Source organism: Bacillus sp. JAS24-2 (assembly GCF_008274905.1).
Taxonomy (GTDB): Bacteria; Bacillota; Bacilli; order Bacillales; family Bacillaceae_G; genus Bacillus_A; species Bacillus_A cereus.
This window is the reverse complement of record NZ_CP031069.1, coordinates 542443-567408: the sequence shown is the minus strand read 5'-3', so window position 1 is coordinate 567408 and position 24966 is coordinate 542443. Positions and strand designations below refer to the sequence as shown.

Sequence of the window (24966 nt, the reverse complement as noted above, 5' to 3'; positions counted from 1 at the left end):
AGTATGAATTAACACAGGAGGGATGAAATAATGTTAAAGAAACTGGGAATAGGTTTAGTAACTTCCTTAATTTTGTTGAGTACAAATGGTATTGTTGATGCATCTACTAACAGTGTACATGTAAAAAATGAAATGATATCTAAGAGCCAAAAAAAGTGCAGTGACTGTTGGCGTGTTGGTCAATCTAGAGTTGAAGAAGGAGTTGCAGCAAAGCATACAATAAAAGGTGGAGAAAAAGTTGTAAAAGTTACATTACAAGACGATGGAATGGTTAGGATGGATGTCATTGGCAAAGGGTTTGCTGAAGTTAAAGTAACTAGGGAAAATGGGAAAAGTGTATATTATCAGTTTGAGGTAATTTAATTATAAATCAAATATAGGTTTTCATTTTAGAACGTTGTCTTCCTATAATTGGGAAGGATTTTTTATTACATAAATACGATAAAATAATAGTTCGCTAAATTGGCTAGGAACATAACTAAAAATGTCAGAGGAAATTTAGTAAATTGTTTCACATGAATCATTTTCTTTTGTTTGCTTAGCTTGATAGCAATGTGGTGTCCCACTTATCATTATGACATTTGCAATGGCTAAAAATGAATATAAGAAGATATTCTATGTAGATTGAACTACTCACCACTTAACGTCCTAACGGACTGTTTGAAGTGGGAGATTCCTGCGAACACCGATGTATCCACCAGTTATCTTAGCAGGCTCTACCCGCAGTCCCTACGGTGAGAACATAAGTATCTTGTACGCTGACTCACCACACTACCTACTTTAGCTTGGTTTTCGCAATTTTGAGAAGCGTGGGGCGATAGAACGTTGAAGATTTTACGGCTGCAACGTTTTTCTGCAACCAACCTCATATCTTCAGTTTTCGAAGAGCAATCTGTACAAGTAAATGATAGCAAATATGTTGGCTTATGCCAACCGACATTCATCTCCCACCTAAAATTGGTGTTTCACACCTTCACATTTTTGAGGAAGGAGTCTTCTGTCGGAAAACGATAAAAAATCTTAATTAGTTAAATTAGAATTATTTCTATAATTTAGATAGGTGAGATGAATAGGTAGTTTAATTAGTTAACTATTTGAGCTGCCTATTGTTATAAATTTGCGAGTGGCTCCCGAAAAGAAGGGATCGTTAACGTACCACATGATAAAGTGACAAGCTTTAAAATATTTACCGTCGTCTAAATACAAGTTATACACACATATATTGATCAAAGATATATATTACACATAATATTATGTTAAAGGTGGCGAATTGTATCATGAAAGATTTTGTTCTCGAAAAAGAAAATATTATTCGTAAATATGGTGAATGGACCGCTTATGATATTAAATTAACAGATACTCTATATACAAGAGATATTCGACAACCAAATCCTGCATTAAAAAAAATTGTGACAATGATTCAAGATATCACACAATGTGATTTTAAAAATCTTCGAATCTTAGATTTAGCTTGTTTAGAGGGGCATTACGCTATTGAGTTTGCTATGCAAGGAGCAACTGTTGTAGGGATAGAAGGAAGAGAATCAAACATACAAAAAGCTATATTCGCTAAAGATTTATTAAGATTGGAAAACTTAACCTTTTATCAAGATGATGTAAGAAATTTAAGTGCTGAAAAATATGGTCAATTTGATATTGTTTTATGTTCTGGTATTTTATATCATTTAGACTGTTCAGATGTATTCCCCTTTTTAGAAAAAGTACATGAAGTATGCAAAAGGTTTGTAATAATTGATACTCATATCACTTGTACTCCTAATGTATCAGTACTTTATAAAAATTATGAATATAAGGGACACACAATGCTAGAACACTCTGCTAATTCATCAATAGAAGAACGTTTAAAATCAAAATGGGCATCATTAGATAACGTTACTAGTTTTTGGATGACAAAATCCTCTCTATACAATTTTTTAACGCGAACAGGTTTCTCTTCTATAAATGAATCCAGAAGTTTAGTTCAAGAAGATAGGATTACTGTTGTAGCTTTTAAGAAAAATCCTATAGAAATTAAAAGCTCTCCTGAAACAGAAAAATACATTGAACCCGATTATTTAGAGTGCTAAAAATAACACGTTTAAGTTTAATATCTTGATCACTCTGTATGTGGTAGCATTATATGCTCTTCAAGCTAATATCTTAAAGTATCCCTAAACCAAATTATCAATTTTCCAAAAGCTATTTATATAAAGGCAACTCGTTGTTTCCGTTTTGGGGGTACTATAAAGTTTTAGCTTTACAGTGAGGGGATAGCACCACATTGCTATCAACTTAAAGAAATACTTCCGAAAACAAAAAATGAAAAGAATAATAAAAAAGCTTATTATTACGTGTTAAAGGATAAGCTTTTTTATTATTTTAGCCAAGAAGACTCCTTCCTCTAGGAGCGTGAAGGGTCACAGTCCAGTGAGTAGGTGGGAGATGAATTGGCTTCGAACAAGGGATGGCAGGAAGCCAGCTTAATTGTTCGACATACAGAAAGTGTTACTCCACTGCCTATCGAATGTACGTTTGGTGTATAATAGTCATATACCGAAATGGAGGTGAATCAAATAATGATCAATAAAGCCTATAAGTTTCGTATCTATCCAAATCAGGCACAAGCAATTCTAATCAACAAAACGATTGGGTGTTCTCGCTTTGTATTCAATCATTTCCTATCCTTATGGGATCAAGAGCATACAAAGAGACAGGAAAAGGCTTGACCTATGGTACATGCTCTGCCAAACTACCTGCCATGAAGAAAGAGCTTGTTTGACTAAAAGAAGTGGATAGTATTGCGATTCAGTCGTCTGTTCGCAACCTTGCGGATGCGTATACACGCTTGTTCAAAAAACAAAACAGCGCCCCGCGCTTTAAATCTAAGAAGAACAACGTACAATCTTATACCACAAAACAAACAAATGAAAACATTGCCGTTGTAGGGAACAAAATAAAGTTGCCAAAACTAGGCCTTGTTCGATTTGCCAAAAGTCGCGAAGTAGAGGGGCGTATTGTAAATGCTACAGTTAGACGGAACCCTTCTGGTAGATATTTTGTGTCACTATTAGTTGAAACAGAAGTACAAGAACTTCCGAAAACACATTCTTACATTGGAGTAGATGTAGGACTAAAAGATTTCGCTATTTTGTCAGATGGAACACACTATGAAAATCCGAAGTTTTTCCGATCATTAGAAGATAAGTTGGCGAAAGCACAGCGTGTTCTTTCTAGAAGAATGAAAGGATCTTCTCGCTGGAATAAACAACGAGTAAAGGTAGCTAGAATTCATGAATACATATCAAATGCTAGAAAAGATTACTTGGACAAAATTTCAACTGAAATCATCAAAAACCACGATGTTATCGGTATAGAGGATTTGCAAGTATCGAATATGTTAAAGAATCATAAGTTAGCAAAAGCAATTAGTGAGGTATCTTGGTCGCAATTTCGATCCATGTTAGAATACAAAGCAAAATGGTATGGCAAACAAGTCATTGTCGTATCGAAAACATTTGATTCCAGCCAATTATGTTCTTGTTGTGGATATCAAAATAAAGACGCTAAAAATCTAAACCTACGTGAATGGGACTGTCCTTCTTGTCGTACACACCATGATAGGGATATTAACGCAAGTATCAATCTAAAGCATGAAGCGATAAGGCTTCTAACCGCAAGGACTGTGGGGTTAGCCTAATCAATTAGAGTTCGATAGAACTCTTTACTTAGGAATCCCTCACTTCTAAACGAAGTGAAAGTGGGGGTAGTTCAATATACTTTTAAACATTGTCCTTACCTTAGGACCAGTATTATTTCCAGTAGTTCTAACTATTATAGGAAATGCCATGAACGCTAGTGCAGGGCACTAATTTTCACCTATATAGATTATAAAAATGATTAGTCCAAAATTGAGATTGGTTAAGTTAAAAAACTTAATAAACTAATAGGATAATAAAACTAAACGACATAAAGTGGAATGATTTGATAGAAAGAAGATTATAATATGAAAATTAAGCTTAAGAAAAAAAGAATTATAAGTGTATTGTTGGCTATTACATTAGTAGCAATAGGGTATTACATGTTTCAATCTATTACGAATCCTAAGCTGGTAAATGCGGAAGAGGTTAACAGTGTTCAACAAGTGAGCGGTCTACCTAAAAATGAATTAAAAAAATCGATACCTAATCGTTTTGATGGTAAAGAAAGAAAAGTTGCATATTTAACTTTTGATGATGGACCAGGAAAATATACAGCTAACCTATTAGATGTATTAAAGAAAAATGATGTGAAAGCAACATTCTTTTTAATTGGCGATAATGTGAAAAGGTTCCCAGATTTAGTAAAACGAGAGCATGTGGAAAACCATTATGTAGGCATGCATAGTATGACACATGATTTTAAAAAGCTATACACCAATCAGGAATATGTTAAGGAAATGAAAGAAGATCAATCATTAATTAGAAATGTTATTGGAAACACACCGAAATTAACACGTCCACCATATGGATCAATGCCTGGTTTAAATGAATCACTTCGAAATGAAGTGGTAGGAAATAATTTGAAAGTATGGGATTGGACAATTGATTCTTTAGATTGGAAATACAATAAATTACCCGTTGATGTAGCAGCTGCAAAAATTGTTCAAAATGTCTTAGCAGGTGCGACGTCTTCAAAAGAAATTGTTTTAATGCACGATATTCATCCACAATCTGTCGCAGCAGTTCCAGCAATAATAAAAGGATTAAAAGAAAAAGGGTATGAATTTGAAGCTTATGATGAGAATAATCATTTTTCAATAAACTTCTGGCATGATAAACGTATTTAAAAAGATATGCATTATGTAAAAGAAAAAGTAGAAGCATTGTCAGCACTAGTTTCAAGATTTATTTTGCAAACTGTACAGATGCAAATAGCGCAGGTTACTAGGATATAACTTCTGATAACCCAGCTGATGATTCACATTTAGATTATGGTCGCGATAGTGTAGCTTATGAACAAAACAGAGAACATGAAAAATCTAGTGAAAAACATTAGTTTTAAAGAAAAGCACTCATAAGGGTGTTTTTTTTAATCGCTTTAAAAAAATAGTTGTAATCACATTTGTTAGGATAGTTCAGGGAATTTCTCAGATCAAATTCCTAGGAATATGTAATGTGAACAATGACCTATTAAAGTAATTAGCTGTTCTACTATTATAATTGACAGAAAAATAAGTTTATTTTTTATAAAATTGAAAAATATTGAAAATAAGTAAAAATCTGTTATTATGAATTCGTAGATTAATAATCTACTTTACTTATATCTTAAAATGAAATTATTTTTATAAAACTGGAATTTAAGTCAATATTATGAACAAATGGAGGTTAATATGAATTTTCAACTGGAAGGGCATAGGAAATTTTTTAAATTCCTTAAAAGTGTGGATGTAGGTGATTATTTAAATAACCCATATTTAGATAAGGTAGAGAAACAAAAACTACATGATTTTATAAAGGGACACCTTTTAATTTTATTTTATAGTACATCATGTGAAGGCTGTTTACCTGCTATCAAAGCACTTGATGACTTTTTACAAAAAGGAACATCTCTAAACGTACTTATTTTAATTGATACAAACAGGGACAACTTTGAGTATATGAAAAGTATGTTTGAAGGAAGAGCATCAGTTTTCATATGTGAAATGGAAAAAATGAAAAATGAACTTAACGTTCGAGGTGTACCAAGTACATATTTGATAAATCAATTAGGACAAGTATTGTACGCAGTAACAGGCTATGAAGATGACATGTTGGAAAAGCTTACGATTAAGTTTAAAGGGTTTTTAGAAAATTAAGGGGGATTTTTTATGATTAAAGCATTTAAGGATATGTTTCAAAATCATACGACGCAATCTAAATCTAGTGGAGACTATTTAACAATAGGAAAAATGTTACCTACCCATTTAACAAAATTTAGTTATGATGATCCTTGGCTATTATGTGCAATCTCTCTAAGTTGTATGAAATGTATCGATTTACTCCCAAATATACAAAAAATAGAAAGCGCATACAATGGGGGTTTTTTATTGGTAACGGATGGTTCTATTGAGGATATTGAAGAAATTAAGCAATACTTTAAATTTAACTTTAATATAATTTCTTTTGGCAAAGAATTAACTGTTGAAGGGGGATTTCAAGAAACACCTAGTTTATGTTTAATTGATAAGAATAATAAGATAATAGCTATGGAAGTAATTGATGATATCGAAGATCCTACTAAGTATCTTTATAGCATAGTGGGTGGGGAAAATTAATATTCTCTCTACTTTTATTGACTTGATTATAGCATTTATATTTTTCGCATCGTTTTATATGAAAATCTATTCTATCCAAGATTTAAAATGCGATTTAATTTTATATGATATTTTTCCAGTAAAACATATATGGCTTGTGAGTTATATGACCTTAATTTTAGAGTTCTGCATATTTAACATGTTTGCATTCAATATGTTTTATCCTTTTAAAGAAATAGGAACTATTATTTTGATGGCATTCTTTATTGTGCTTATTCTTAGAAAAAAACAATTATATAAATTAGAAAAGACGAGTTGTAGCTGCTTTGGTAAGATGCGATTTATGAATAAAGCTCCAATTGTAAGAAATTCTCTAATAATAACATTATTAATAGTTAAGACACTATTACCTTCTCCTTCTCGTACAGTAGAAATGAGTATGATTTTAGTACTACTTAGTATATATATTGTTTTATTTTACAATATAAGATCGTTAAAAAATAATAGTAAAGAAAGGTTACTCTATCAAAATGAATCTATTCATAATAATTAGTATATTTATAGTTTGTATAATTATTATTTATGTACATGTCATTAAAAGAGGGTTACATGCGCAAGAGAAGAACAAAATGTATGCCTTTATTAACCAATTATCTATACCTAAGATGAGTGAATATAAAATAGTAATTTTAAGGTATGATAATTACTATTTTAAAAGTATTGATAAACTTTTTGAAACAATTGAAGAACGCCATATCGTAATTTTAACTGCCCCAATATGGATATACAAACGAAAAACTAAATGCTGGCCAAATCAAATTGTGATAAATAGTATAGATTTGGAAATGAATCCTAATTTTTTTGGTGAATATGAGTTCATTTGCTTAGAGCTAGATAATAATAAATTGCACAAAAATGATAACGCTTACTTTTCGTTGATTTGTAAAAATAAGGAGATGAAAATATGAAAAATGATATTTCATGTCAATTCTTAATTGCAGAAAGAGTTCTTTTTGATTCAAAAGAAAAAAAGCACTCAGCATACAATATTTTAAATAAAATAACTGTTCCGACCTTACCAGCTGCAGTTATTACAAATGTGTTATTTAAGTTTAGCTTTTCAAAGGAACAAGATCTTACAGAACTTGAAAATAAAATTTGTGTATTAGACCCTAGTAAAAATAATGTATACATTGGTCAGTTGCCGAAATTAAAAAATTTACGAGAAGCGGTTATGGAACCTGGAATTGATGGTGTAGTTGAAATACGGTTTCCAGTAGTAGAGAGTGGTGAATATGAATATGTTGTCTACACTCAAAATGAGAAAATTTTCTCATATCCACTCTATATAGAGGCCATTCAAAATTAAAATAACCAATAATGAAAGGAGGTGAAAAAATGGGAGCTTGTAAAGATGTAAGGACAGGAGTAACAAAGTGTGCCAATGCTTGTGGAAGTACAAAATTATTAAAATGGGAAAAAATTCAAGTCATATGTGATGGTAAAGAAGCCGGAACTAAAGATGATTATATTGGATGTTGCTAATCTAAATAAAACTATTAAAAGGAGTGAAAAAAATGGCAGCTTGTAAAGATGTAAGAACAGGAGTAACAAAGTGTGCCAATGCTTGTGGAAGTACAAAATTATTAAAATGGGAAAAAATTCAAGTCGTATGTGATGGTAAAGAAGCCGGAACTAAAGATGATTATATTGGATGTTGCTAATCTAAATAAAACTATTAAAAGGAGTGAAAAAAATGGGAGCTTGTAAAGATGTAAAAACAGGAGTAACAAAGTGTGCCAATGCTTGTGGAAGTACAAAATTATTAAAATGGGAAAAAATTCAAGTCATATGTGATGGTAAAGAAGCCGGAACTAAAGATGATTATATTGGATGTTGCTAAGTAAATACTTCCCTATCAATTTTTATTGATAGGGAAGTAATTTTTATTTAGAGTATATTTTTATAGTCTAAATTAACTAAATAAAGGGTGAATCGAAAATGTTTCAAGAAATATACAAAAAATTTTTTATTACAGTTATTATATCAATGAAAGTAATCAAAACAATACATAAAATTTCACCTCTATACTTATTTATAACTGTAGCACTCACAATTTTTTCAGGAATTTCCCCATTAGTTCTCATTTATATTTCACAAAATCTAATCAATTCAATAGTTAGTGATGTACAAAATGATTGGATAACAATACAACCTTTCATATATCTAGCTATCCAACTTCTATATTTGTTTTTTGAGAAAACCTTATTTCACTTTGAAAAGATTTTTAGTTATCGAATGTTACAGCAGGTTGAATATTATTTTAAATATAACATTTATGAAAAGTCTATTGATCTATCATTAATTTTTTTTGATGATCCTGAAAACTATAATACATTAATAAAGTCGACTTCAAGTATGGGAGAAAGAAGTTGTGAACTTATTAGAAATATATTTTCAACCATACAAGCCAGCATAACAATTACTAGCTTTTTAGTTGCATTGATGTATATCCATTGGGGCCTTGCTTTAAGTATGATATTAATTGTAATAATAGTAGCTATCGTCAATACAAATGTAGCAAAGAAAAATTATAATCAATTTCTTGATCAAATTCTAAGGATAAGAAAACTGGAGTATATAGAAGGGTTATTTAGAGGTAAAGAAGTTGCAAAGGAAATGAAAATTTTTAATCATGGAAGATATATTGTTACAAAGTGGAAAAATCTTTATTGGGAATGTGCAGATGAAAAATATGAACTTGAAAAAAATACAAATAAGAAGTTGTATGGTACAATTTTTTTTCAAATTTGTTGTAACTCAGTGTTTATAGGTATCTTAATCTTTTATACGGTCAATAAAAAAATTAATATTGGACAATTTGTAGCATTATTACAAATGATATCTTCCTCTATTGGTATTACTAATCAATTATCAACATCTATTGGTTCAATATATAGAGAATCCCTTTTTGTGTCGGAATTTTTTGAATTCAAAAAGAGATATTTAAATGATTCTAATAATGAAGTGAAAATAAACTACGATCCTACACTTTATAAAAATATTAAAATTGATGTACATAATATTTCATTTAAATATCCAAATCAAGATTACCTTGTCATTAATGATATTTCTTTTGAAATCAAACCTGGGAGTAAAGTAGCTATCGTTGGTAGAAATGGTGCTGGGAAAAGTACTTTAATTAAATGTTTGACAGGCTTATATAATGTTTCAACTGGCCAAGTATTATATAATAATATGCCAGTTACAAATGAGGTAAGGCAAAAAACAGTCAGTGCAATATTTCAAGATTTTTGTAAGTACGAAATGTCTTTCTTAGAAAACATTTGTTTTAGTAATAGTATAAAAGATGCGGACTATAGTAAATTGAATGAAGTTACTCATTTATCAGATGCCAATACAATATTAGAGAAATATAATATGGGATACGAAAACTTAATAGGGCCAACTTTAAATGGAAAAGATCTATCAGGTGGAGAGTGGCAAAAGATAGCTTTAAGTAGGGCTATGTATAAAGATAGTGAAATTATTATACTTGACGAGCCAACAGCAGCTTTAGACCCAATAAGTGAGGCGAAAATTATTGATAAATTTTATGAAATATCTGAAGGGAAAACTGCAATTTTTGTAACACATCGCTTGGGAAGTTGTGTAAACGCCGACCTTATCTTGGTACTAAAGGATGGCAAACTTGTTGAAAAGGGTACACACTCTCAATTATTAAACTTAAATGGTGAATATACAGAATTGTTTAATATGCAAGCCAAGTGGTATAAGAAAGAATCTAATCTTCAAAAAAACTGATCACGGTTTTTTGTTAAATTTCTAAATAGGGTGTTTTCACACCAGTTATCTAACGACATCCTCCGGCAACAGGAAAAGTAGTAGCGAATTGATTAAGTATAGCGGGAGACATATTTATTTTATCTTTTTGCAATGCTGAAAATAGAAAGATGCTTACAATGTTTTAAATAAAAATTCGATTGGTCAACGAAAAGAATGCCAATCATGTACTTTTCCCATCGGCATAAGTACATGATTGGTATTTGTCATATATACATTAATATTGCTAAGTCTTTACTACGAGCAGAATACTTTATTAGTTGATGAACAATCATCCGGATTGGGATTTGATCAGTCATTCCTACATAAGCTTTCGATATTTCGCATGTTTGTCTAGAATGAAAAGAGCTCATAAAAAAACGTTATTATTCATGTACTTCTTCATATATTTGAACCGCACTTATTTTTTGTATGTGGTTAAAACTAGTTTTTAAGAAGCATATGTTTTAGCAACTGCAGAAATTCTGTATCACTTTTATCATTTTTTATATAATCCTGTTCGTAGTTAAAAATCATTCGTACTAACATAAAAGCTGTAAGCGGTAATGGTACCTTATGCAAAGCTCCTTGCTGATAACCTTTTTCGAGCAAATTACTTATCATGTTAATTGCTTCTTCTTCAGATTGTTTAAAACAAGTTGTAATTTCAGGTGAATGGTACTCTTTATATTCTTGAAAGAGTGTAGAAACAAACGGATCTTGATGATATTCTAGGCTGATATAATGAAGAATTTTTTGTATTCGAAGTAAAACATCTTTTTCTTCTTTATATAAATTAAATAATTGTGAGCGTTTGAGCTGAATATGACGCATATAGCAGTCACATAATATTTCAGTTTTATCTGTATAGTAATAATAAATAGTACCTTTACCAACTTTAGCTGTCTTTGCAATTTCATCAACCGTTGTGTTACGGACACCACGCGTAGAGAACAGTATTGTGGCAGATTGAATGATTTTCATTTTTTTATTTTCTTTTTCTAATTTGATCATTGTCTACACCCTATCCTTGAAATATTTAGCGAAGTTTTCTATCTTTACATTCTGTATTAGTTCATTTGTAATTTTGTAACTCCTAATAGAAAGTCCTCTATTTGCTTCTTATAGAATAACATACACCATTCTTATTTCTAGTATATAACTATAATAGAATGCAACTGTATCACTTAAGATAAAAATGAAAGTTTAAGGTAATAATTTTTTAATCGGACGATGATTTCTTTCTTGATTGAATTATTTGATTTTTTATTCAATTCATTTTATTATATAAACATGACTAAAAGATGTTTTTAGTCGGATTTTTTTACGGAAAACCGACTGATATTCAATTTTAGTCGGTTTCTATACTATTTGAGAGAAGGTAGACACTATGTGTGGAATTGTAGGGTGGATAGACTGGTCTAAAGACCTGTCTAATGAACAAGAAACGTTAAAAAAAATGACAGATGCTATCATTCACCGAGGACCTGACGCAGAGGGGCATTGGTTTTCAAAACGAGCGGCATTAGGTCATCGACGTCTCATCGTCATTGATCCTGAAGGTGGCCTTCAACCTATGCTCTATAAAGATGGAAATGATATGATTGGCCTTACGTTCAATGGAGAAATTTATAACTATCAAGAATTACGTAAAGAACTTGAGGAGAAAGGTCATAAATTTCAGACCAAGTCGGATACAGAGGTATTACTACATGCTTACTTAGAATGGCAAGAAGATTGTGTTCAACATCTAAATGGGATTTTTGCTTTTGGTATTTGGGATGAAAGATTTGGGAAATTGATGCTTGGTCGTGATCATCTAGGTGTGAAGCCTTTATTTTTTGCTCAAAGGGGAAGCGCAATTCTTTTTGGTTCAGAGTTAAAAGTTTTACTTTCGCATCCATTTGTAGATGCAGAGGTAGATAAAGAAGGACTTTCTGAAATATTCTGCCTTGGACCAACACGTACTCCTGGTCATGCTATTTTCAAGGATATACATGAAGTGCGTGCTGGCCATTATATGACGTTTACCTCTAATGGCTCGACTACGACACAGTATTGGAAACTTGAAAGTAAAAAACATGTAGATGATATTGATACAACAGTCGAGACAATCCGCTCCATTTTACAAGATACGGTTAAACGGCAGTTAATTGCTGATAAACCAGTGGTATCTATGCTTTCCGGAGGTTTAGATTCCAGTGGTTTAACAGGTTTAGCAGGAAATGAATTTGGGAATAAAGGGGAACGCCTTCATACATATTCCCTGAATTTCATCAATGATGAAAAAGACTTTGAGCAAGACTTCCTTCGTTTTGATCGTGATGAACCTTGGGTGAAACGTGTGGCTGAATATGTAGGAACAAAGCATCATTCTATAGAGTTAGGATCAGATAGTTTAATAGAGTATTTATTAACTCCAATGCGAGCGCGTGATCTACCTGGAGTTGGAGAACTGGAAACGTCTCTTTATTTGCTATTTAAGGAAATGAAAAAAGACGCAACAGTTGCACTTTCAGGCGAATCCGCAGATGAAGTATTCTCAGGATATCCATGGTTCCATCAAGAGAAGTTTCTAGATGCAGAGATATTCCCTTGGAGTGTTAATTTATGGTATAGTACAGAAATTTTATCAGAGGATTTTAAAGCGAAGATTAGCCCTGAAAAATATCAAAAACAAAAATTTGAAGATGCAGTTGCTGAGGTTCCCTTTTTAGAAGGTGAAAGTGATCTGCAAATGAAGCAACGTCAAATGTCTTACATGTTTATTACACGTTTCTTGCCATTTATGCTAGAACGAAAAGATCGCACAAGTATGATGAATGGCTTTGAAGTACGAGTTCCATTTTGCGATTACCGGCTTGTAGAATACCTATGGAATGTCCCATTCGAAATGAAAAGCATAGACAATATTGAAAAAGGTATTTTACGTCGAGCTTTTGAAAATGTACTTCCAGAGGATGTACGTTATCGCAAAAAAAGTGCATATCCAAGCACCAAGGATGCCTCTTATCTACAAGGTATTAGTGATTGGATGTTACATGTGTTGAACAATCCTGAATCACCTATTTTGCCATTAATTAATGTAGAAAGAGTTCGTGCTATTGCAGAAGGAAAAGACGAAGTAATTTCAGGTAATGATGCAAGAGGTATAATAGATTATTTACTTCAAGTTAATAGTTGGCTTCAGGAATATAATATTAAATTAGTATGGTAGATGTAATTTTCAAATAAAGAGAATAGCTGAAATATTAATGACCTAAGTAAACCGCATTTCCAATGGATTAGATAGTTATCTAATAATTGGAGATGCGGTTTTATAAAAAATAATAATATGTTTATAAATGTAAAGCCTACGGGAACTTTTCCTGTGGGCTTTTTAAGTAGTTTTTACGAAATTATGAGGGTTTTTTATTTTGTATTTCAATAAGTTTATCCTGTACCATTTTTATATAATATTCTTTTTCTGTTAGTTCAAATATAAATAATGCTTTTTTCCAGTTATAAACAACATCTTCTACATTGTGTTGTTTAATCTTTAATAAACACTGACCTTTTAAATAGAATAGTTCACCTAATAGGTATAAAGTATTTAGATTAATTGCTAATTTGATGCCCCTATCAATGTATTTTATTGCCTCTTCATGTTGATATGTGAAGTCTAAACCTTTTGCTAAATTGAAAATGATTTTTAATTTAATTTCTTTATCTCTAGGAAAATCTAACTTATTAAAATTCGTTAAACATCTTTTTAATATCGTAATACTTTTTTCATATTCTTTATTTTCCCCATGAAAAATAGCCATTGTCTGCATAATATGTATTTCTCTTTCTGTTAAAAAATCAGAATTGGTTAAAGTTAGTTTTAATGCATGATTTACAAGAGTTAAAGCAGTTTTGGTTGATCTATTTACCTCAAATATAGCAATTGCTTCATGCCATATTAGAAATTGTTTCTCTTCATTTGTTTGAAAGTTATTTAAGTTTTTCTCCTTTTTTACTATTTCATAAAGTTCTTTATATTGTTTTTGTTTTAAGCAATCTTTTATTACATATTTTACATTTTTTACATATTTAATTTTTTTGTTTTGAGTTAGTGCAAATATATTATTTGGATCAATACCAAGTCTTTCAGATAATTGATATAACAATATGCTAGATGGATAAATCACACCTTTTTCGATCTTGCTAATTTGACTTTGTGAACATATTCCATGACATAATTCGGATTGTGATATATTTTTGTTAATTCTAAGTTCTTTAATGGTAATACCCAAATCGTTAAATTCCATTTTTTCACCTACTATTTAGCACTGTATTAGTATAAGAGTTTTCTCTAACTTTTAATGTAATGTAAAATTAATATATTTACAATTATTATTTGTTTTAAAGGAATTACCGTTTCCATAGGATGGTGAGGCTTTTATTATGTACAAAAAAAGACACCCTAAGGTGCCTTCTTCCGACTTGAACCACGTTCATTTAGTATAAACTTATCCGTATTATCCCTTTGTTATACGTGTAAACACATCCTATAAAACAGAATCATCTATATACACCAGATTGTTAGTTCATAAAGTACAAGATTTCAAATAGAGAGAATAGCTGAAACATCAATGACCTAAGTGAACCGCACCTCCAATGTATTAGATAGTTATCTAATAATTGGAGGTGCGGTTTTATTATCTTGATTTGCAATAACGCTAACCCGTTAGTAAATTAGAATTAAATAAGGAACATACAAAGAATTAGGCGAAATAATATGAATCGGGGGTACCACGTAAAGGAGAATACGATGAATTTTTTAACGGAGATTGATGATAGTTTTATATAAAGATAAGTTCAATTTATGTTCTATTAAATAAAAAATACATCCTTATAGGGATGTATTTTTTATTTAATAATAATGTTATTAATTATTCTACATGAACCGATATACTTGTAGATAATACTTGCATTGAGAAAGGAACTCTAGCTTCAAAAGCTATAGTGTTTGTTGAATTCGATGTGTTTGAGAAGATATACGAATCCTTGATACGTAATCTAAATGTTTTTTCAGATCCGAATGGACCATTATAAGAACTAACTTCGTCTAAAGAACTTCCTGCATATCTAATACCATTAACAGTTAAAGCTTCTGAATATGAATCCGGTCTACCTACTTCACTAACCTTCACATAAAGGTAATCGCCCTTAAGAACAGGAATAGATAAGTAAGAACTTGCACTATACATTTTGTTATTATCGCCTACAGCACTAATGCTAACACTTCGTAGTGGAGAAGAATCCGCCTTTGAAACAGATGGTAAAAATGCTAGTGTAAGTGCAAAACACATAGCTAACATGCTCATAAATTTTTTCATATTAACAACCCCTTAGGTATTTATTTAACATCCTGTATTTTACAGGTGGAAAATGTAAATTTCAATATCTTTATATAAGGAATTATTATGCAATTATACATATTTAATATAAAGCACACTAAAACTCGGATACATAAATCTCTTGGGGTTACATTTGGGATACGCAAATAACTAAAAGAAAAAGGAGATTTCTTTCCGAAAGTAGGGGGGTATCTTTGCTCTTATTACCGATAATGAGACGTTATACGAACATGACATGTATAGAGTATACAACCAAAATCAAACAACAAATCACTCCTTTTAAATGGTAAAATAGGGAAAAGGAGGTTCTGTATAATGCCTTTAGAAAACTCTATTTATTACATTGGAGTTGCTATTATATTAATGATCATCGGTGCATTGCTTGGGGGGATTATACGTATAATTCGATATTCTAGTAATCACAAAAAGCAAGATTCAGTTGAGCAAAAGTTAGATAAAGTTATTCAACTGTTAGAAAAACAAAACAAAGATTGACCTTACTCAAAATAGAATTAGTTTGCAATAGCTCCTAATAACGAAAATCATGTAAATGAGTTGTCCATATGGACGGCTCATTTTATTTTTTCTTAGCGAGAGTTTTCTTCGAAATGCTGAAGGTACCCAATCACTATCAAGCTAACAATAGCAAATATCTTCAAAACGAGAAAATAGGCCTGTCTTTGTCAAAAAGTAGATGCTGTAAAAATAGTAGCGGTACGGCCGCCTTGTTAAAACGTTGATTCAGTCCCTCCGGACGGATGAGTACTTCTGTTGATGCTTCTATACAGCTGGATAACTGAGTTAAAGAAGTCATAGCTAGATTTTGGTCAACTCATACACATAAATCTAATAAATCTTTTGCTTAGTACTTACTGCTTCGTTGCACAAAACCAACATCTCTAGCAAGATACTGTAAGGTATTTGGAGATAAAAAACTTTGACTCTCTTGAACAAATAGTTCTAATTTATTATATACAGAAACAGACATAAAAAAACCATCCTTTCCTATGATTCTACAGAAAGAATTGCCTGTTTTAATATTTGTAGGATAGTTTTAAATACAAAAACATAGAATTGTGCAACTTATACATGACTTAATGTAAAATATATATTTCATTTATGTTGTGAATAATTTAATATATAAAATATAAGATTTATGGTATGAAGTTATGTTTACAAGTGAGGTGTATTTAATGTCCGTAAGTAAAGTGAAGATTGCAAGGGTTGAAAAAGGTCTGACCCAACAAGGATTGGTCGATATTGTAAATGTTACACGACATAACATTAGTATTATTGAAAGTAATAATTATAACCCTTCTTTAAACCTTTGCATTCATATAGCTAAAACATTAGATAAAAGTTTAGATAAATTATTTTGGGAGGAATTTTAAAGTGGAAAAACTAAAAAAATGGTTTTCACTCAGTACACATCCAGATGAAAGAATTCAACAAATCGAAATGAAAATTTGGGCTCAATCTGGAATTATTGTCCTATTTATAGCTTTTGTTGATTTTATAATAAGAGGAGCATATCTACACCGTCCATTTTTAGAATGGGCTGCTTCATTAGCCATTATAATTTTTTATATGATATTCTTTTTTATTAAATCTATTTTGACTGGTATTTATGAAACAGATATTAATATTGAACTACTCACCACTTAACGTCCTAACGGACTGTTTGAAGTGGGAGATTCCTGCGAACACCGATGTATCCACCAGTTATCTTAGCAGGCTCTACCCGCAGTCCCTACGGTGAGAACATAAGTATCTTGTACGCTGACTCACCACACTACCTACTTTAGCTTGGTTTTCGCAATTTTGAGAAGCGTGGGGCGATAGAACGTTGAAGATTTTACGGCTGCAACGTTTTTCTGCAACCAACCTCATATCTTCAGTTTTCGAAGAGCAATCTGTACAAGTAAATGATAGCAAATATGTTGGCTTATGCCAACCGACATTCATCTCCCACCTAAAATTGGTGTTTCACACCTTCACATTTTTGAGGAAGGAGTCTTCTGTCGGAAAACGATAAAGTTGAACAAGAACAACAAAGGCTACATGAAGAGAACTATCAACGTTACCATAATGATGGTAATTCTAATCTTGATAAAAGCCTGGAACAAGATAATAAATAATATAGATAAGAACCTCGCCATTTCCATAAGATGGCGAGGTTCTTACGCATAAAGAAAAGACACCCTAAGGTGCCTTTTCTAATAGTTTTTTAGCAGAAGCAACTGCATCCGATAATGATTAATAGTATAAAGAGTACAACGAGTAAAGCAAAGCCTCCAGCAAAACCGCAGCCTTCGCCGCAACTACCACCATATCCCATAATAATAGTTCCTCCTTTAGATAAGAGAAAAAGACTAGGGGTCATTCCATGTGTTTTAATGGGTTCACTTTACCTTATGTTTTTATGTATGAATTGAGCAGGTCCTTTTGAAAATAAGGGAGAGATCATTTAATGTGCTTCCCCGGAATATTGATTACCCATTTTCTAAAAAACAAACCATTTAATTATATCAATAATAAGATTATTTAATATAATGTATTAATCCTAACAGAAGGGAGGATTAGCCATGCAATTAGTTTGTTTTAAATTAGTAAATGGTCAATACTTTTTAGTTGTAGAAGGTATCGAGATTCCCGCGCCAATTCCAGCGTTTGCTGCAGCTTTATTAATTGGTTTAGGAGTAATCCCACTTTGTTCTTAATTTAAAGAATTCCAAACAGCTCTACCTTTCAATTGATAAACCCTTAAGCATATGAATGCTTGGGGGTTTTTTATAATAAAAAGAAAAGACGCCATAAGGCGTCCCCACAAATAGGTAGATAAGACTTTAGTTTTCCAATCTAAAGAAATTTTGTATCAGCTCTTTGAAAGTATATCATAATATCTGATTGATTTATTATGCATTATTACATACTTCTCTCAAACCCTCTAGTTTCTATTTGATAAAATAGAATCCTAATATTACTAAAAATCAAATAAATATTTCTAAAAACCCTAAATATTTATAAGGGTAATAAAAGTGATACATTTAAGGTGCAAATTATAAAAAATATTAAAGGGGGAATAAAGCAGTATTAAAAAAACTATTATAAGCGGTGGGCATTTATACAGGTTATATGAACTTGAATTTTGTTAAAAAGATACTCATTTAAATGTACTTTTTCTGACTTGGACTAACGTAATTTTAATAATATGAATGTTGGAGGCAGACCCCAATAGGGCATAATGAAACGAAATACCAACAGCGCTTTAGGTATTCTATCATGCAGTAAAATCTTATTATTCAAATGAATTGTTTTACTGGATTCAAAGGATTGAAAAACGTATTTAAAATTGTAATACCTTTGCAGAGATAATAAAGTTATCTAATTAAGGTACCTGTTCGTTAAAGTGAGTTTTTCAACAGATTACTATTTTAGGGTGAATTCTGTAATGGAATGATACTAGCATTTGTCTATTGGGTTTTCAGAAGGATTTAAAATCGTATATCTAAAAAATATAAACATATATATTTTAAGAGAACTAAACTTGAAAGTATAACGATAAATGTGCTGGGTTTACTGACACATTGATAATCGAAAAAACAAAATATTTAAGACCGGTGCTATCAGATACTACAATTCTAATGATCACGTTAATTATTTCTCACTTGAAATAGGGGGAGAATGTAGTGTTTTGAAATGTATCTGTTTTTGTTTCCCTATATAAACTATTATATCAACGTGCTCCTTACTGAAGTAATGAAGAATCATCATTTGTTTATTCTGATTTCTGGAAAAGTTTTAATAGATTCATGCTGAACAAACATACTTTTTAGAAAGAGGAGAGATTATTGATGGATAGTCAATTACTATATCAACAGCAAAAAAGAGAAAAGGCACTTGTGATTGGAGCTGGTATTGCAGGCTTACTTACTGCACGCGTGCTTTCTAGTTATTTTGAGACAGTGATAGTTGTTGAAAAAGATGAGTTACCTCAAAAACCATCTGAACGTCCAGGTACCCCCCAAGACTTTCATCCTCATCGTGTATTACCACGCGGAGAAATAATTATGAACCGTTTCTTTCCTGGATATGTTGATGATTTATTAAATCTAGGGGCCCATAATGTCAAGAATGATAAAATGATTCGATTTTCTCCTTATGGGGCACTTGAGCTAGTTATAGAAAGAAAAGGTGCAGCGAGCAGTCGAGCATTGTTAGAATGGACAATCCGCCAACGTGTGCAAGAAATTCCTAATGTACATTTTTATTCAAAGCAAGCGGTGACAGGCCTTTTAGCTTCGTCTGATCACAAGCGTGTTATTGGAATTCATATTCAAGAAAGAGACGAATTAAAAACAAAGCGAACTGTGTTAACCGATTTGGTAGTTGACACATGTGGTCGTCAATCTAAACTCAATAAATGGCTTACATCTATGGGATATGATGTTCCAGAACCAGAACGTTTAAAGGTGAATTTTGGATATAGCACGAGATATTATAAAGTACCTTCACATATCAAAGAGAAATTGAGTGCAATTTCTGAAGGCGATCCTGCTAAAAACGTTGGTGCTGTAGGGTTATTATATATTGAAGATAACATAGCTCAAGCGCTACTATTTGTTGCTGGAGGTACGCACTATCCACCAACCAATTCAAAAGAATATGAAAAAGAACTGGACTCTTTAGTTACCCCTATGATGAGGGAGTTAATTAAAGAGTTAGAACCAATTAGTGTCCCAAGAGGATTTAGAGCGCAGGAGTCAACTCGTCAACATTTTGAACAAATGGAAAATTGGCCATCTGGATTATTAGTGTTAGGTGATGCTTTTTGTAACTTTGATCCCATTTACGGACAAGGGATGACCGTAGCCGCCATTGAAGCTGAAATGTTAGATACTTGTTTAAAAGAACATTCTACTCATAAACCTGGATTCGAACACAAGGTGCTGCAACGTATGCAACAGGCTATTGAGCCGGCATGGTGGCTGAGTTCAATTGCGGATTTACGTTGGAAAGGTGTTGAACATGTAGGTGCTGTTCCACTAAAAGGTGTGAAATTTGCACAGAAATATTTTGATTTATATCTTAAACAAGCTGTAAAGCAAGCGAATGAGGGGAATTCATCCATGCTCCAAAAATATATAATGATGAATGGGCTAGTTCATTCGCCTCATGAAATCATTAACTCAGATATGTTAAGGATGTTAATCAATGGATATGAGTCTTCAGAAGAGAATGAGCTTTTGAAAGAATTTGGAGAAGTAGATAAGAAACCAATGCAAGAAAGAATACATGAACTCATTCCTTCCTTTACATTAGCTTTTGAGAATAGCGTTCCAAATCTGTTCTCATCCATTTCAATTTCTAATGTGAAATGAGGAAAAGCTAGTACAAATCAATGACTATTTGTACTATATATACTCTAATTTTATATATCTTACAAACTATATTAAAGAAGAAACATAACCTCTCATTTTCTGCAGGTATATGTTTCTTTTTTCGAGTTATCTTTGTGCGTATTCTCACGTGATTTTACTTATACTGGCTCATGTAATCCGATAACTTAAATATAAAAATCACCAAATGTTTTTTGGCTCATATTAATTAATTACTATGGATAATTTATAATTGGCATGCTGGTTTAGTTGGGTTAGAAATTGATTTAGTACATCATTAGAAGAAAACTTACACTCAAGAAGATAACAACCTTCACCACTAATTTTAAAGTTATTTATAATATATTCATGTTGTGTTTTTATAAAAGATAAAAAGGGCTGATGTTGAACGTCTTTTGTATATATGTTTATAAATGTATGTACAGGGTAGCCTGATTTTTGTTTATTTAATTTAATTGTATAACCTTCTATGACACCGTTTTCTTCTAACTTTATTACTCTAGAAGACGTTGCTTGTCCTGTTAAATGAACTTTTCTTCCTAATTCTTTCATCGACATACGACCATTCTTCGATAACTCTCTTAATATTTTTTTATCTGTATCATCTAACATCGTTTCAAATCCTTTCATATTTCAAGTCAAACCATATAAACACTTGATTTTGACCATGTAAAATTATTTACTTCTTATTCTATACTATTAATAAATCTTGCAAAAGGAGGAGTACCTCATGGATATCAGACTCATACGAAATGCAACGCTAGTTTTACATTATGGTGATAAGAAGTTTCTAATTGATCCTTTTTTAGCTGAAAAAGGATCAATTCCACCGTTTCCTAATACACCAAATCAACATAGGCTAAATCCTCTGGTTAGCTTACCAACTTCTATAGAAGAAATCATTCAGGTTGATGCTGTTATCATCACACACTTACATCCTGATCATTTTGACCAGATTGCAAAAGAGGTTCTACCTAAAGATATAAAAATCTATGCACAAAATGAAAAAGACGTGGAAGCGATTAAAAAAGAAGGTTTTCAGAACGTTGAAGCATTAACTAATGCCATTAATATGGGGAGCATTACACTAACTAAAACCGATGGAAAACACGGTACAGGAGACATAGGGCATCTTATGGGGGAAGTTTCAGGTGTTGTCTTTAAGCACCCAAATGAAAAAACACTCTATATAGCAGGAGATACAATATGGTGTACTGATGTTCAAAAGGTGCTTAAAACGCATAATCCGGAAGTAATTGTTGTAAATGGAGGAGGGGCACAATTTCTTCAAGGAAATCCTGTAATTATGACTAAAGAAGATATTTATCAAACATACATGGAAGCTCAAAATTCAACTATTATCGTTGTTCATATGGAAGCTGTCAACCATTGCTTACTAACTAGAAAAGAATTAAAAAATTTCATCAATGAAAAAGGACTTTCCAACAATATTTTAATACCATCTGATGGTGAAGTATCCCACTTTCCAATATAAATACTTATGAGCTTTTTTTGATTATAAGCGTTGGTTTTCAAAATAGGGTGCCTACCACACATGCCCATCATGTTAAGAAATTATAATACTCCCAGAACGAAAATTTTTTGTGTGTTGTTCGTATTTATTGTTTTGGAATAACTCTCATTTTTGTTAGCTTGATAGTGATGGAGTACAGCCAGCAATGTAGGTTTAAAATAACATGATGCTGTTTATAAAAAAGCTGTAGAAATAGTGTGTCAAACCATACCACTAGTTAAAGAGAATATATATATGGCGGACCTTTTAAAATAGATATAATTACGTGAAAATTATAGTAAGAAGGGCAAGGAAATATTTAATGATTTTAAGTTTGTAGCAAATCATTCGATTTATATCCAATTTCACAATCATTTGAAAAAATGATTGTGAAATGCCAACTATTGGAGCATCTATTGAAAAGGGGAATAGTTTATGGAAATAGTAAATGATAGAGCCATGTTACGATTGATGCATGTAAATGATGTCGAAAATTTATTTACGATTGTGGAAGAAAATAAGGAAATATGGACGTATTTGATAGCTAAAATGGATAGTTATCAAGATATGGAGCAGTATGTTCAAGTAGCAATAAAAGGTTTTGAAGGGGAAACGGATTTACCATTTGTTGTTGTAGATCAAAAAACGAATGAAATTGTAGGTAGTACACGTTTGTACAGTATTTCAAATGAGAACAAAACGGTTGAACTTGGGCAAACGTGGTATCATCCAAGTGTACATCGTACAAGTATAAATACTGAGTGTAAGTATATGTTATTGCAATATGCTTTTGAAGAGTTACACATGCTACGTGTGCAAATAAAAACGGATTTACGGAATGAAAAAGCACAGCGCGCAATTGAAAGGCTAGGTGCTGTAAAAGAAGGTGTATTGCGAAACGAAAGACAATTGCCAAATGGTTATGTACGGGATGCAGTTGTATATAGTATTATTGCAAGCGAATGGCAGGTTATAAAAGAACAACTTTTACAAAAACTAGCTGTATATAAATAAATACCACGTTTATAAATAAGGGGGTATCATCTAATATATATTGGATGATACTTTTTTGTTTTATGAACAAAAAGGCTATTGAAAGAGTCCTGATATGAATATCAGGACTCTTTCAATGTATATAATTATTTCACTGCCTCTTTTAATTCTTTTCCTGCTTTAAAAGCAGGTGCCTTTGAAGCCGCGATTTGCATTTCTTCACCTGTTTGTGGGTTACGTCCTGTACGTGCAGATCTTTCACGTACTTCAAATGTACCAAAACCAAGAATCTGTACTTTCTCTCCATTTGCTAGCGCATTTGTTATTGTATCTAATAATGCTTGTGTTGCTGCTGCAGCATCTTTTTGTGTAAGTTCAGCTTTTTCTGCTACTACTTTTGTTAATTCTGTTTTATTCATTTTCTGCACCTCTTAATATGTAATTAGGTGACTATTATAACGTGTGTGTATTCATGACGCAATTATACTGTACTTAGAAAAAGCCATAGCAAGAGGACAATGTTTGTGTAAAAGGCATAAGAAGGATATTAATTATCGCTTTAAACTCTGTTCATATTTCTTTACATCTTCCATGGTTTTAAATATTAACACATCAAAAACTCCTTTTTCATTCCCACATACGACAACAAAACCATCTGTTGCTTCCAGAACTCTACCGACGCCACCATCTGTAAGTGAAATATTGGTGAGATGTTTTACGTTCAGTTTTTCTTCTTTTTGAATGTAAGTAGTTATGGGGGTTCCTACAGGAAATGCGTCTGTGATCTCTTTTGTTGTATATGTGCCATCATCTATTGATTGAGTTTTAGCTGTAATAGAATCAGTTTGGGTGGCACATCCTGTTGAACATATTAAAAGAATTCCAGTAATAATACTTGCACAAGCTGTTTTTACCATTCACAAAATCCTCCTATAACTGTTCGTATTTTCAACCCATTTAGGGTAACAAATTATATATACGAAGTTTGTTGGTTTATGTGAGTCGTAAATTAACAAAGATACAGGTATTTTGCCAGAATGTGTTTCAAACAAAAGAAAAGACACCCAAAGGCGCCTTCCTGCGACTGGAACCATCGTAATATGGTATGGGGTGCCAACCCGATCATTATTTTACTACATTAAGTAATTTTGATTGTTGAGAAATATAATTAAAATCTATATTTTGTAGTGGATTCTACAATCTGTTCAGGTTTAATTTTAATTTCAGGGGTTATTGCTATTTTGCTACTCTGGTGCACACAATAACAGTATTTCTTGCACCAGAACCAACAAAAATAATTAAATATAAAAAATGGTTAAAGGTCAAAATGTATATTATCATATTAAAAATTATAAATTTAAAGTGGCATCTGGAAGGGAATAGTTATGAATGAAAACAATAAAGGGGAAGTTATTTCTTAGCATTGATATTATAGGTTGTATCCTTTGCGTTATAATGCTTATTATAAGTCTTGTTAATTTTAGAACATGGGTACACCCTTTTTTTATTTTCATTCGACAATATATGACAATATATAAATTAATAATTTGTTATTATATATAC

26 protein-coding genes and 5 pseudogenes are annotated in these 24966 nt (G+C 31.7%); 22 read left to right on the top strand and 9 right to left on the bottom strand.

Features of this window, described 5'->3' with window-relative positions; translation table 11 throughout:
- The first annotated feature begins 30 nt into the window (after positions 1-30).
- From DN407_RS29825 to DN407_RS29760, 14 genes and pseudogenes are all read left to right on the top strand, one after another.
- Positions 31-363 carry a hypothetical protein gene (locus tag DN407_RS29825; RefSeq protein WP_149217068.1) on the top strand — a complete coding sequence of 111 codons (333 nt, stop codon included), beginning with the start codon at positions 31-33 and terminating at the stop codon, positions 361-363.
- A gap of 914 nt (positions 364-1277) precedes the next feature.
- Positions 1278-2087: a class I SAM-dependent methyltransferase gene (locus DN407_RS29810; protein WP_149217066.1), complete on the top strand. Its 810-nt coding sequence runs from the start codon at positions 1278-1280 to the stop codon at positions 2085-2087.
- Between the two features lie 489 nt (positions 2088-2576).
- Positions 2577-3697, top strand: a pseudogene (tnpB, locus tag DN407_RS29800) (IS200/IS605 family element RNA-guided endonuclease TnpB).
- Between the two features lie 70 nt (positions 3698-3767).
- Positions 3768-3869: pseudogene (locus tag DN407_RS29795) on the top strand (DUF3902 family protein); the annotation flags it as partial.
- Between the two features lie 134 nt (positions 3870-4003).
- Positions 4004-4825: a peptidoglycan-N-acetylglucosamine deacetylase gene (locus DN407_RS29790; RefSeq protein WP_149217065.1), complete on the top strand. Its 822-nt coding sequence runs from the start codon at positions 4004-4006 to the stop codon at positions 4823-4825.
- 543 nt (positions 4826-5368) lie between these two features.
- Positions 5369-5833 carry a TlpA family protein disulfide reductase gene (locus DN407_RS29785; protein WP_098348493.1) on the top strand — a complete coding sequence of 155 codons (465 nt, stop codon included), beginning with the start codon at positions 5369-5371 and terminating at the stop codon, positions 5831-5833.
- A gap of 12 nt (positions 5834-5845) precedes the next feature.
- On the top strand, positions 5846-6292 hold the full coding sequence (locus tag DN407_RS29780) for a hypothetical protein (protein WP_000587997.1): 447 nt from the start codon (positions 5846-5848) through the stop codon (positions 6290-6292).
- 58 nt (positions 6293-6350) lie between these two features.
- On the top strand, positions 6351-6824 hold the full coding sequence (locus DN407_RS32815; RefSeq protein ID WP_065705669.1) for a MauE/DoxX family redox-associated membrane protein: 474 nt from the start codon (positions 6351-6353) through the stop codon (positions 6822-6824).
- Between the two features lie 76 nt (positions 6825-6900).
- Positions 6901-7239 (top strand): hypothetical protein, encoded by a 339-nt coding sequence (locus tag DN407_RS29770; protein ID WP_231130364.1) that lies wholly within the window; start codon positions 6901-6903, stop codon positions 7237-7239.
- Positions 7236-7640: a hypothetical protein gene (locus DN407_RS29765; RefSeq protein ID WP_149217064.1), complete on the top strand. Its 405-nt coding sequence runs from the start codon at positions 7236-7238 to the stop codon at positions 7638-7640. Before DN407_RS29770 ends, DN407_RS29765 begins: the two co-directional genes overlap by 4 nt.
- A gap of 29 nt (positions 7641-7669) precedes the next feature.
- Positions 7670-7816 (top strand): hypothetical protein, encoded by a 147-nt coding sequence (locus tag DN407_RS31875; protein WP_179955832.1) that lies wholly within the window; start codon positions 7670-7672, stop codon positions 7814-7816.
- A 32-nt stretch (positions 7817-7848) separates the two neighbouring features.
- Entirely contained in the window at positions 7849-7995 is a 147-nt protein-coding gene (locus tag DN407_RS31870) for a hypothetical protein (protein ID WP_179955831.1), read from the top strand.
- A gap of 32 nt (positions 7996-8027) precedes the next feature.
- Positions 8028-8174 (top strand): hypothetical protein, encoded by a 147-nt coding sequence (locus tag DN407_RS31865; RefSeq protein WP_179955830.1) that lies wholly within the window; start codon positions 8028-8030, stop codon positions 8172-8174.
- Positions 8175-8272: 98 nt separating this feature from the next.
- Positions 8273-10096, top strand: a complete 1824-nt coding sequence (locus DN407_RS29760; RefSeq protein ID WP_098348490.1) for an ABC transporter ATP-binding protein — start codon at positions 8273-8275, stop codon at positions 10094-10096.
- A gap of 156 nt (positions 10097-10252) precedes the next feature.
- Here DN407_RS29760 and DN407_RS29755 read toward each other — a convergent pair.
- Positions 10253-10488: pseudogene (locus DN407_RS29755) on the bottom strand (IS4 family transposase); the annotation flags it as partial.
- A 70-nt stretch (positions 10489-10558) separates the two neighbouring features.
- The gene (locus tag DN407_RS29750; protein ID WP_000593070.1) at positions 10559-11128 is read right to left on the bottom strand and encodes a TetR/AcrR family transcriptional regulator; all 570 of its coding nucleotides are present in this window, start codon (positions 11126-11128) and stop codon (positions 10559-10561) included.
- 376 nt (positions 11129-11504) lie between these two features.
- On the opposite strand from DN407_RS29750, the gene asnB reads away from it, so the two are divergent.
- Positions 11505-13331, top strand: coding sequence for an asparagine synthase (glutamine-hydrolyzing) (gene asnB / locus DN407_RS29745; protein ID WP_098395736.1), 1827 nt, complete (start codon positions 11505-11507; stop codon positions 13329-13331).
- A gap of 181 nt (positions 13332-13512) precedes the next feature.
- Here asnB and DN407_RS29740 read toward each other — a convergent pair whose 3' ends face one another.
- Positions 13513-14406, bottom strand: a complete 894-nt coding sequence (locus DN407_RS29740; protein ID WP_149217063.1) for a helix-turn-helix domain-containing protein — start codon at positions 14404-14406, stop codon at positions 13513-13515.
- A gap of 624 nt (positions 14407-15030) precedes the next feature.
- On the bottom strand, positions 15031-15477 hold the full coding sequence (locus DN407_RS29735) for a hypothetical protein (RefSeq protein WP_065705316.1): 447 nt from the start codon (positions 15475-15477) through the stop codon (positions 15031-15033).
- Positions 15478-15813: 336 nt separating this feature from the next.
- Between DN407_RS29735 and DN407_RS29730 the strand changes: the two genes are divergently transcribed.
- Positions 15814-15993, top strand: coding sequence for a DUF4083 family protein (locus DN407_RS29730; protein WP_065705318.1), 180 nt, complete (start codon positions 15814-15816; stop codon positions 15991-15993).
- Positions 15994-16186: 193 nt separating this feature from the next.
- Here the strand turns inward: DN407_RS29730 and DN407_RS29725 are convergent.
- Positions 16187-16486 (bottom strand): annotated as a pseudogene (locus DN407_RS29725) (IS4 family transposase); the annotation flags it as partial.
- Between the two features lie 205 nt (positions 16487-16691).
- Between DN407_RS29725 and DN407_RS29720 the strand changes: the two are divergent.
- Together DN407_RS29720 and DN407_RS29715 are read left to right on the top strand one after the other, a co-directional pair.
- Entirely contained in the window at positions 16692-16889 is a 198-nt protein-coding gene (locus DN407_RS29720) for a helix-turn-helix transcriptional regulator (protein WP_065705320.1), read from the top strand.
- Position 16890: 1 nt separating this feature from the next.
- Positions 16891-17142 (top strand): annotated as a pseudogene (locus DN407_RS29715) (DUF6773 family protein); the annotation flags it as partial.
- 583 nt (positions 17143-17725) lie between these two features.
- On the opposite strand, the gene DN407_RS29695 reads toward DN407_RS29715, so the two are convergent.
- Positions 17726-17836, bottom strand: coding sequence for a YjcZ family sporulation protein (locus DN407_RS29695; protein WP_000540371.1), 111 nt, complete (start codon positions 17834-17836; stop codon positions 17726-17728).
- 247 nt (positions 17837-18083) lie between these two features.
- On the opposite strand from DN407_RS29695, the gene DN407_RS32485 reads away from it, so the two are divergent.
- Both DN407_RS32485 and DN407_RS29690 read left to right on the top strand, forming a co-directional pair.
- Positions 18084-18218, top strand: coding sequence for a hypothetical protein (locus tag DN407_RS32485; RefSeq protein ID WP_001177694.1), 135 nt, complete (start codon positions 18084-18086; stop codon positions 18216-18218).
- Positions 18219-19352: 1134 nt separating this feature from the next.
- A complete protein-coding gene (locus DN407_RS29690) occupies positions 19353-20879 on the top strand; it encodes an NAD(P)/FAD-dependent oxidoreductase (RefSeq protein ID WP_149217062.1) in 1527 nt (508 codons plus the stop codon).
- A gap of 222 nt (positions 20880-21101) precedes the next feature.
- Here DN407_RS29690 and DN407_RS29685 read toward each other — a convergent pair whose 3' ends face one another.
- Positions 21102-21509 (bottom strand): Lrp/AsnC family transcriptional regulator, encoded by a 408-nt coding sequence (locus DN407_RS29685; protein ID WP_149217061.1) that lies wholly within the window; start codon positions 21507-21509, stop codon positions 21102-21104.
- A 118-nt stretch (positions 21510-21627) separates the two neighbouring features.
- Between DN407_RS29685 and DN407_RS29680 the strand changes: the two genes are divergently transcribed.
- Positions 21628-22392: an MBL fold metallo-hydrolase gene (locus DN407_RS29680; RefSeq protein ID WP_149217060.1), complete on the top strand. Its 765-nt coding sequence runs from the start codon at positions 21628-21630 to the stop codon at positions 22390-22392.
- A 453-nt stretch (positions 22393-22845) separates the two neighbouring features.
- The gene (locus tag DN407_RS29675) at positions 22846-23424 is read left to right on the top strand and encodes a GNAT family N-acetyltransferase (RefSeq protein ID WP_149217059.1); all 579 of its coding nucleotides are present in this window, start codon (positions 22846-22848) and stop codon (positions 23422-23424) included.
- Between the two features lie 125 nt (positions 23425-23549).
- Here the strand turns inward: DN407_RS29675 and DN407_RS29670 are convergent, their stop codons facing one another.
- The gene (locus DN407_RS29670) at positions 23550-23822 is read right to left on the bottom strand and encodes an HU family DNA-binding protein (RefSeq protein WP_001043941.1); all 273 of its coding nucleotides are present in this window, start codon (positions 23820-23822) and stop codon (positions 23550-23552) included.
- A 132-nt stretch (positions 23823-23954) separates the two neighbouring features.
- Positions 23955-24320, bottom strand: coding sequence for a hypothetical protein (locus tag DN407_RS29665; RefSeq protein ID WP_149217058.1), 366 nt, complete (start codon positions 24318-24320; stop codon positions 23955-23957).
- Positions 24321-24966 lie beyond the last annotated feature (646 nt).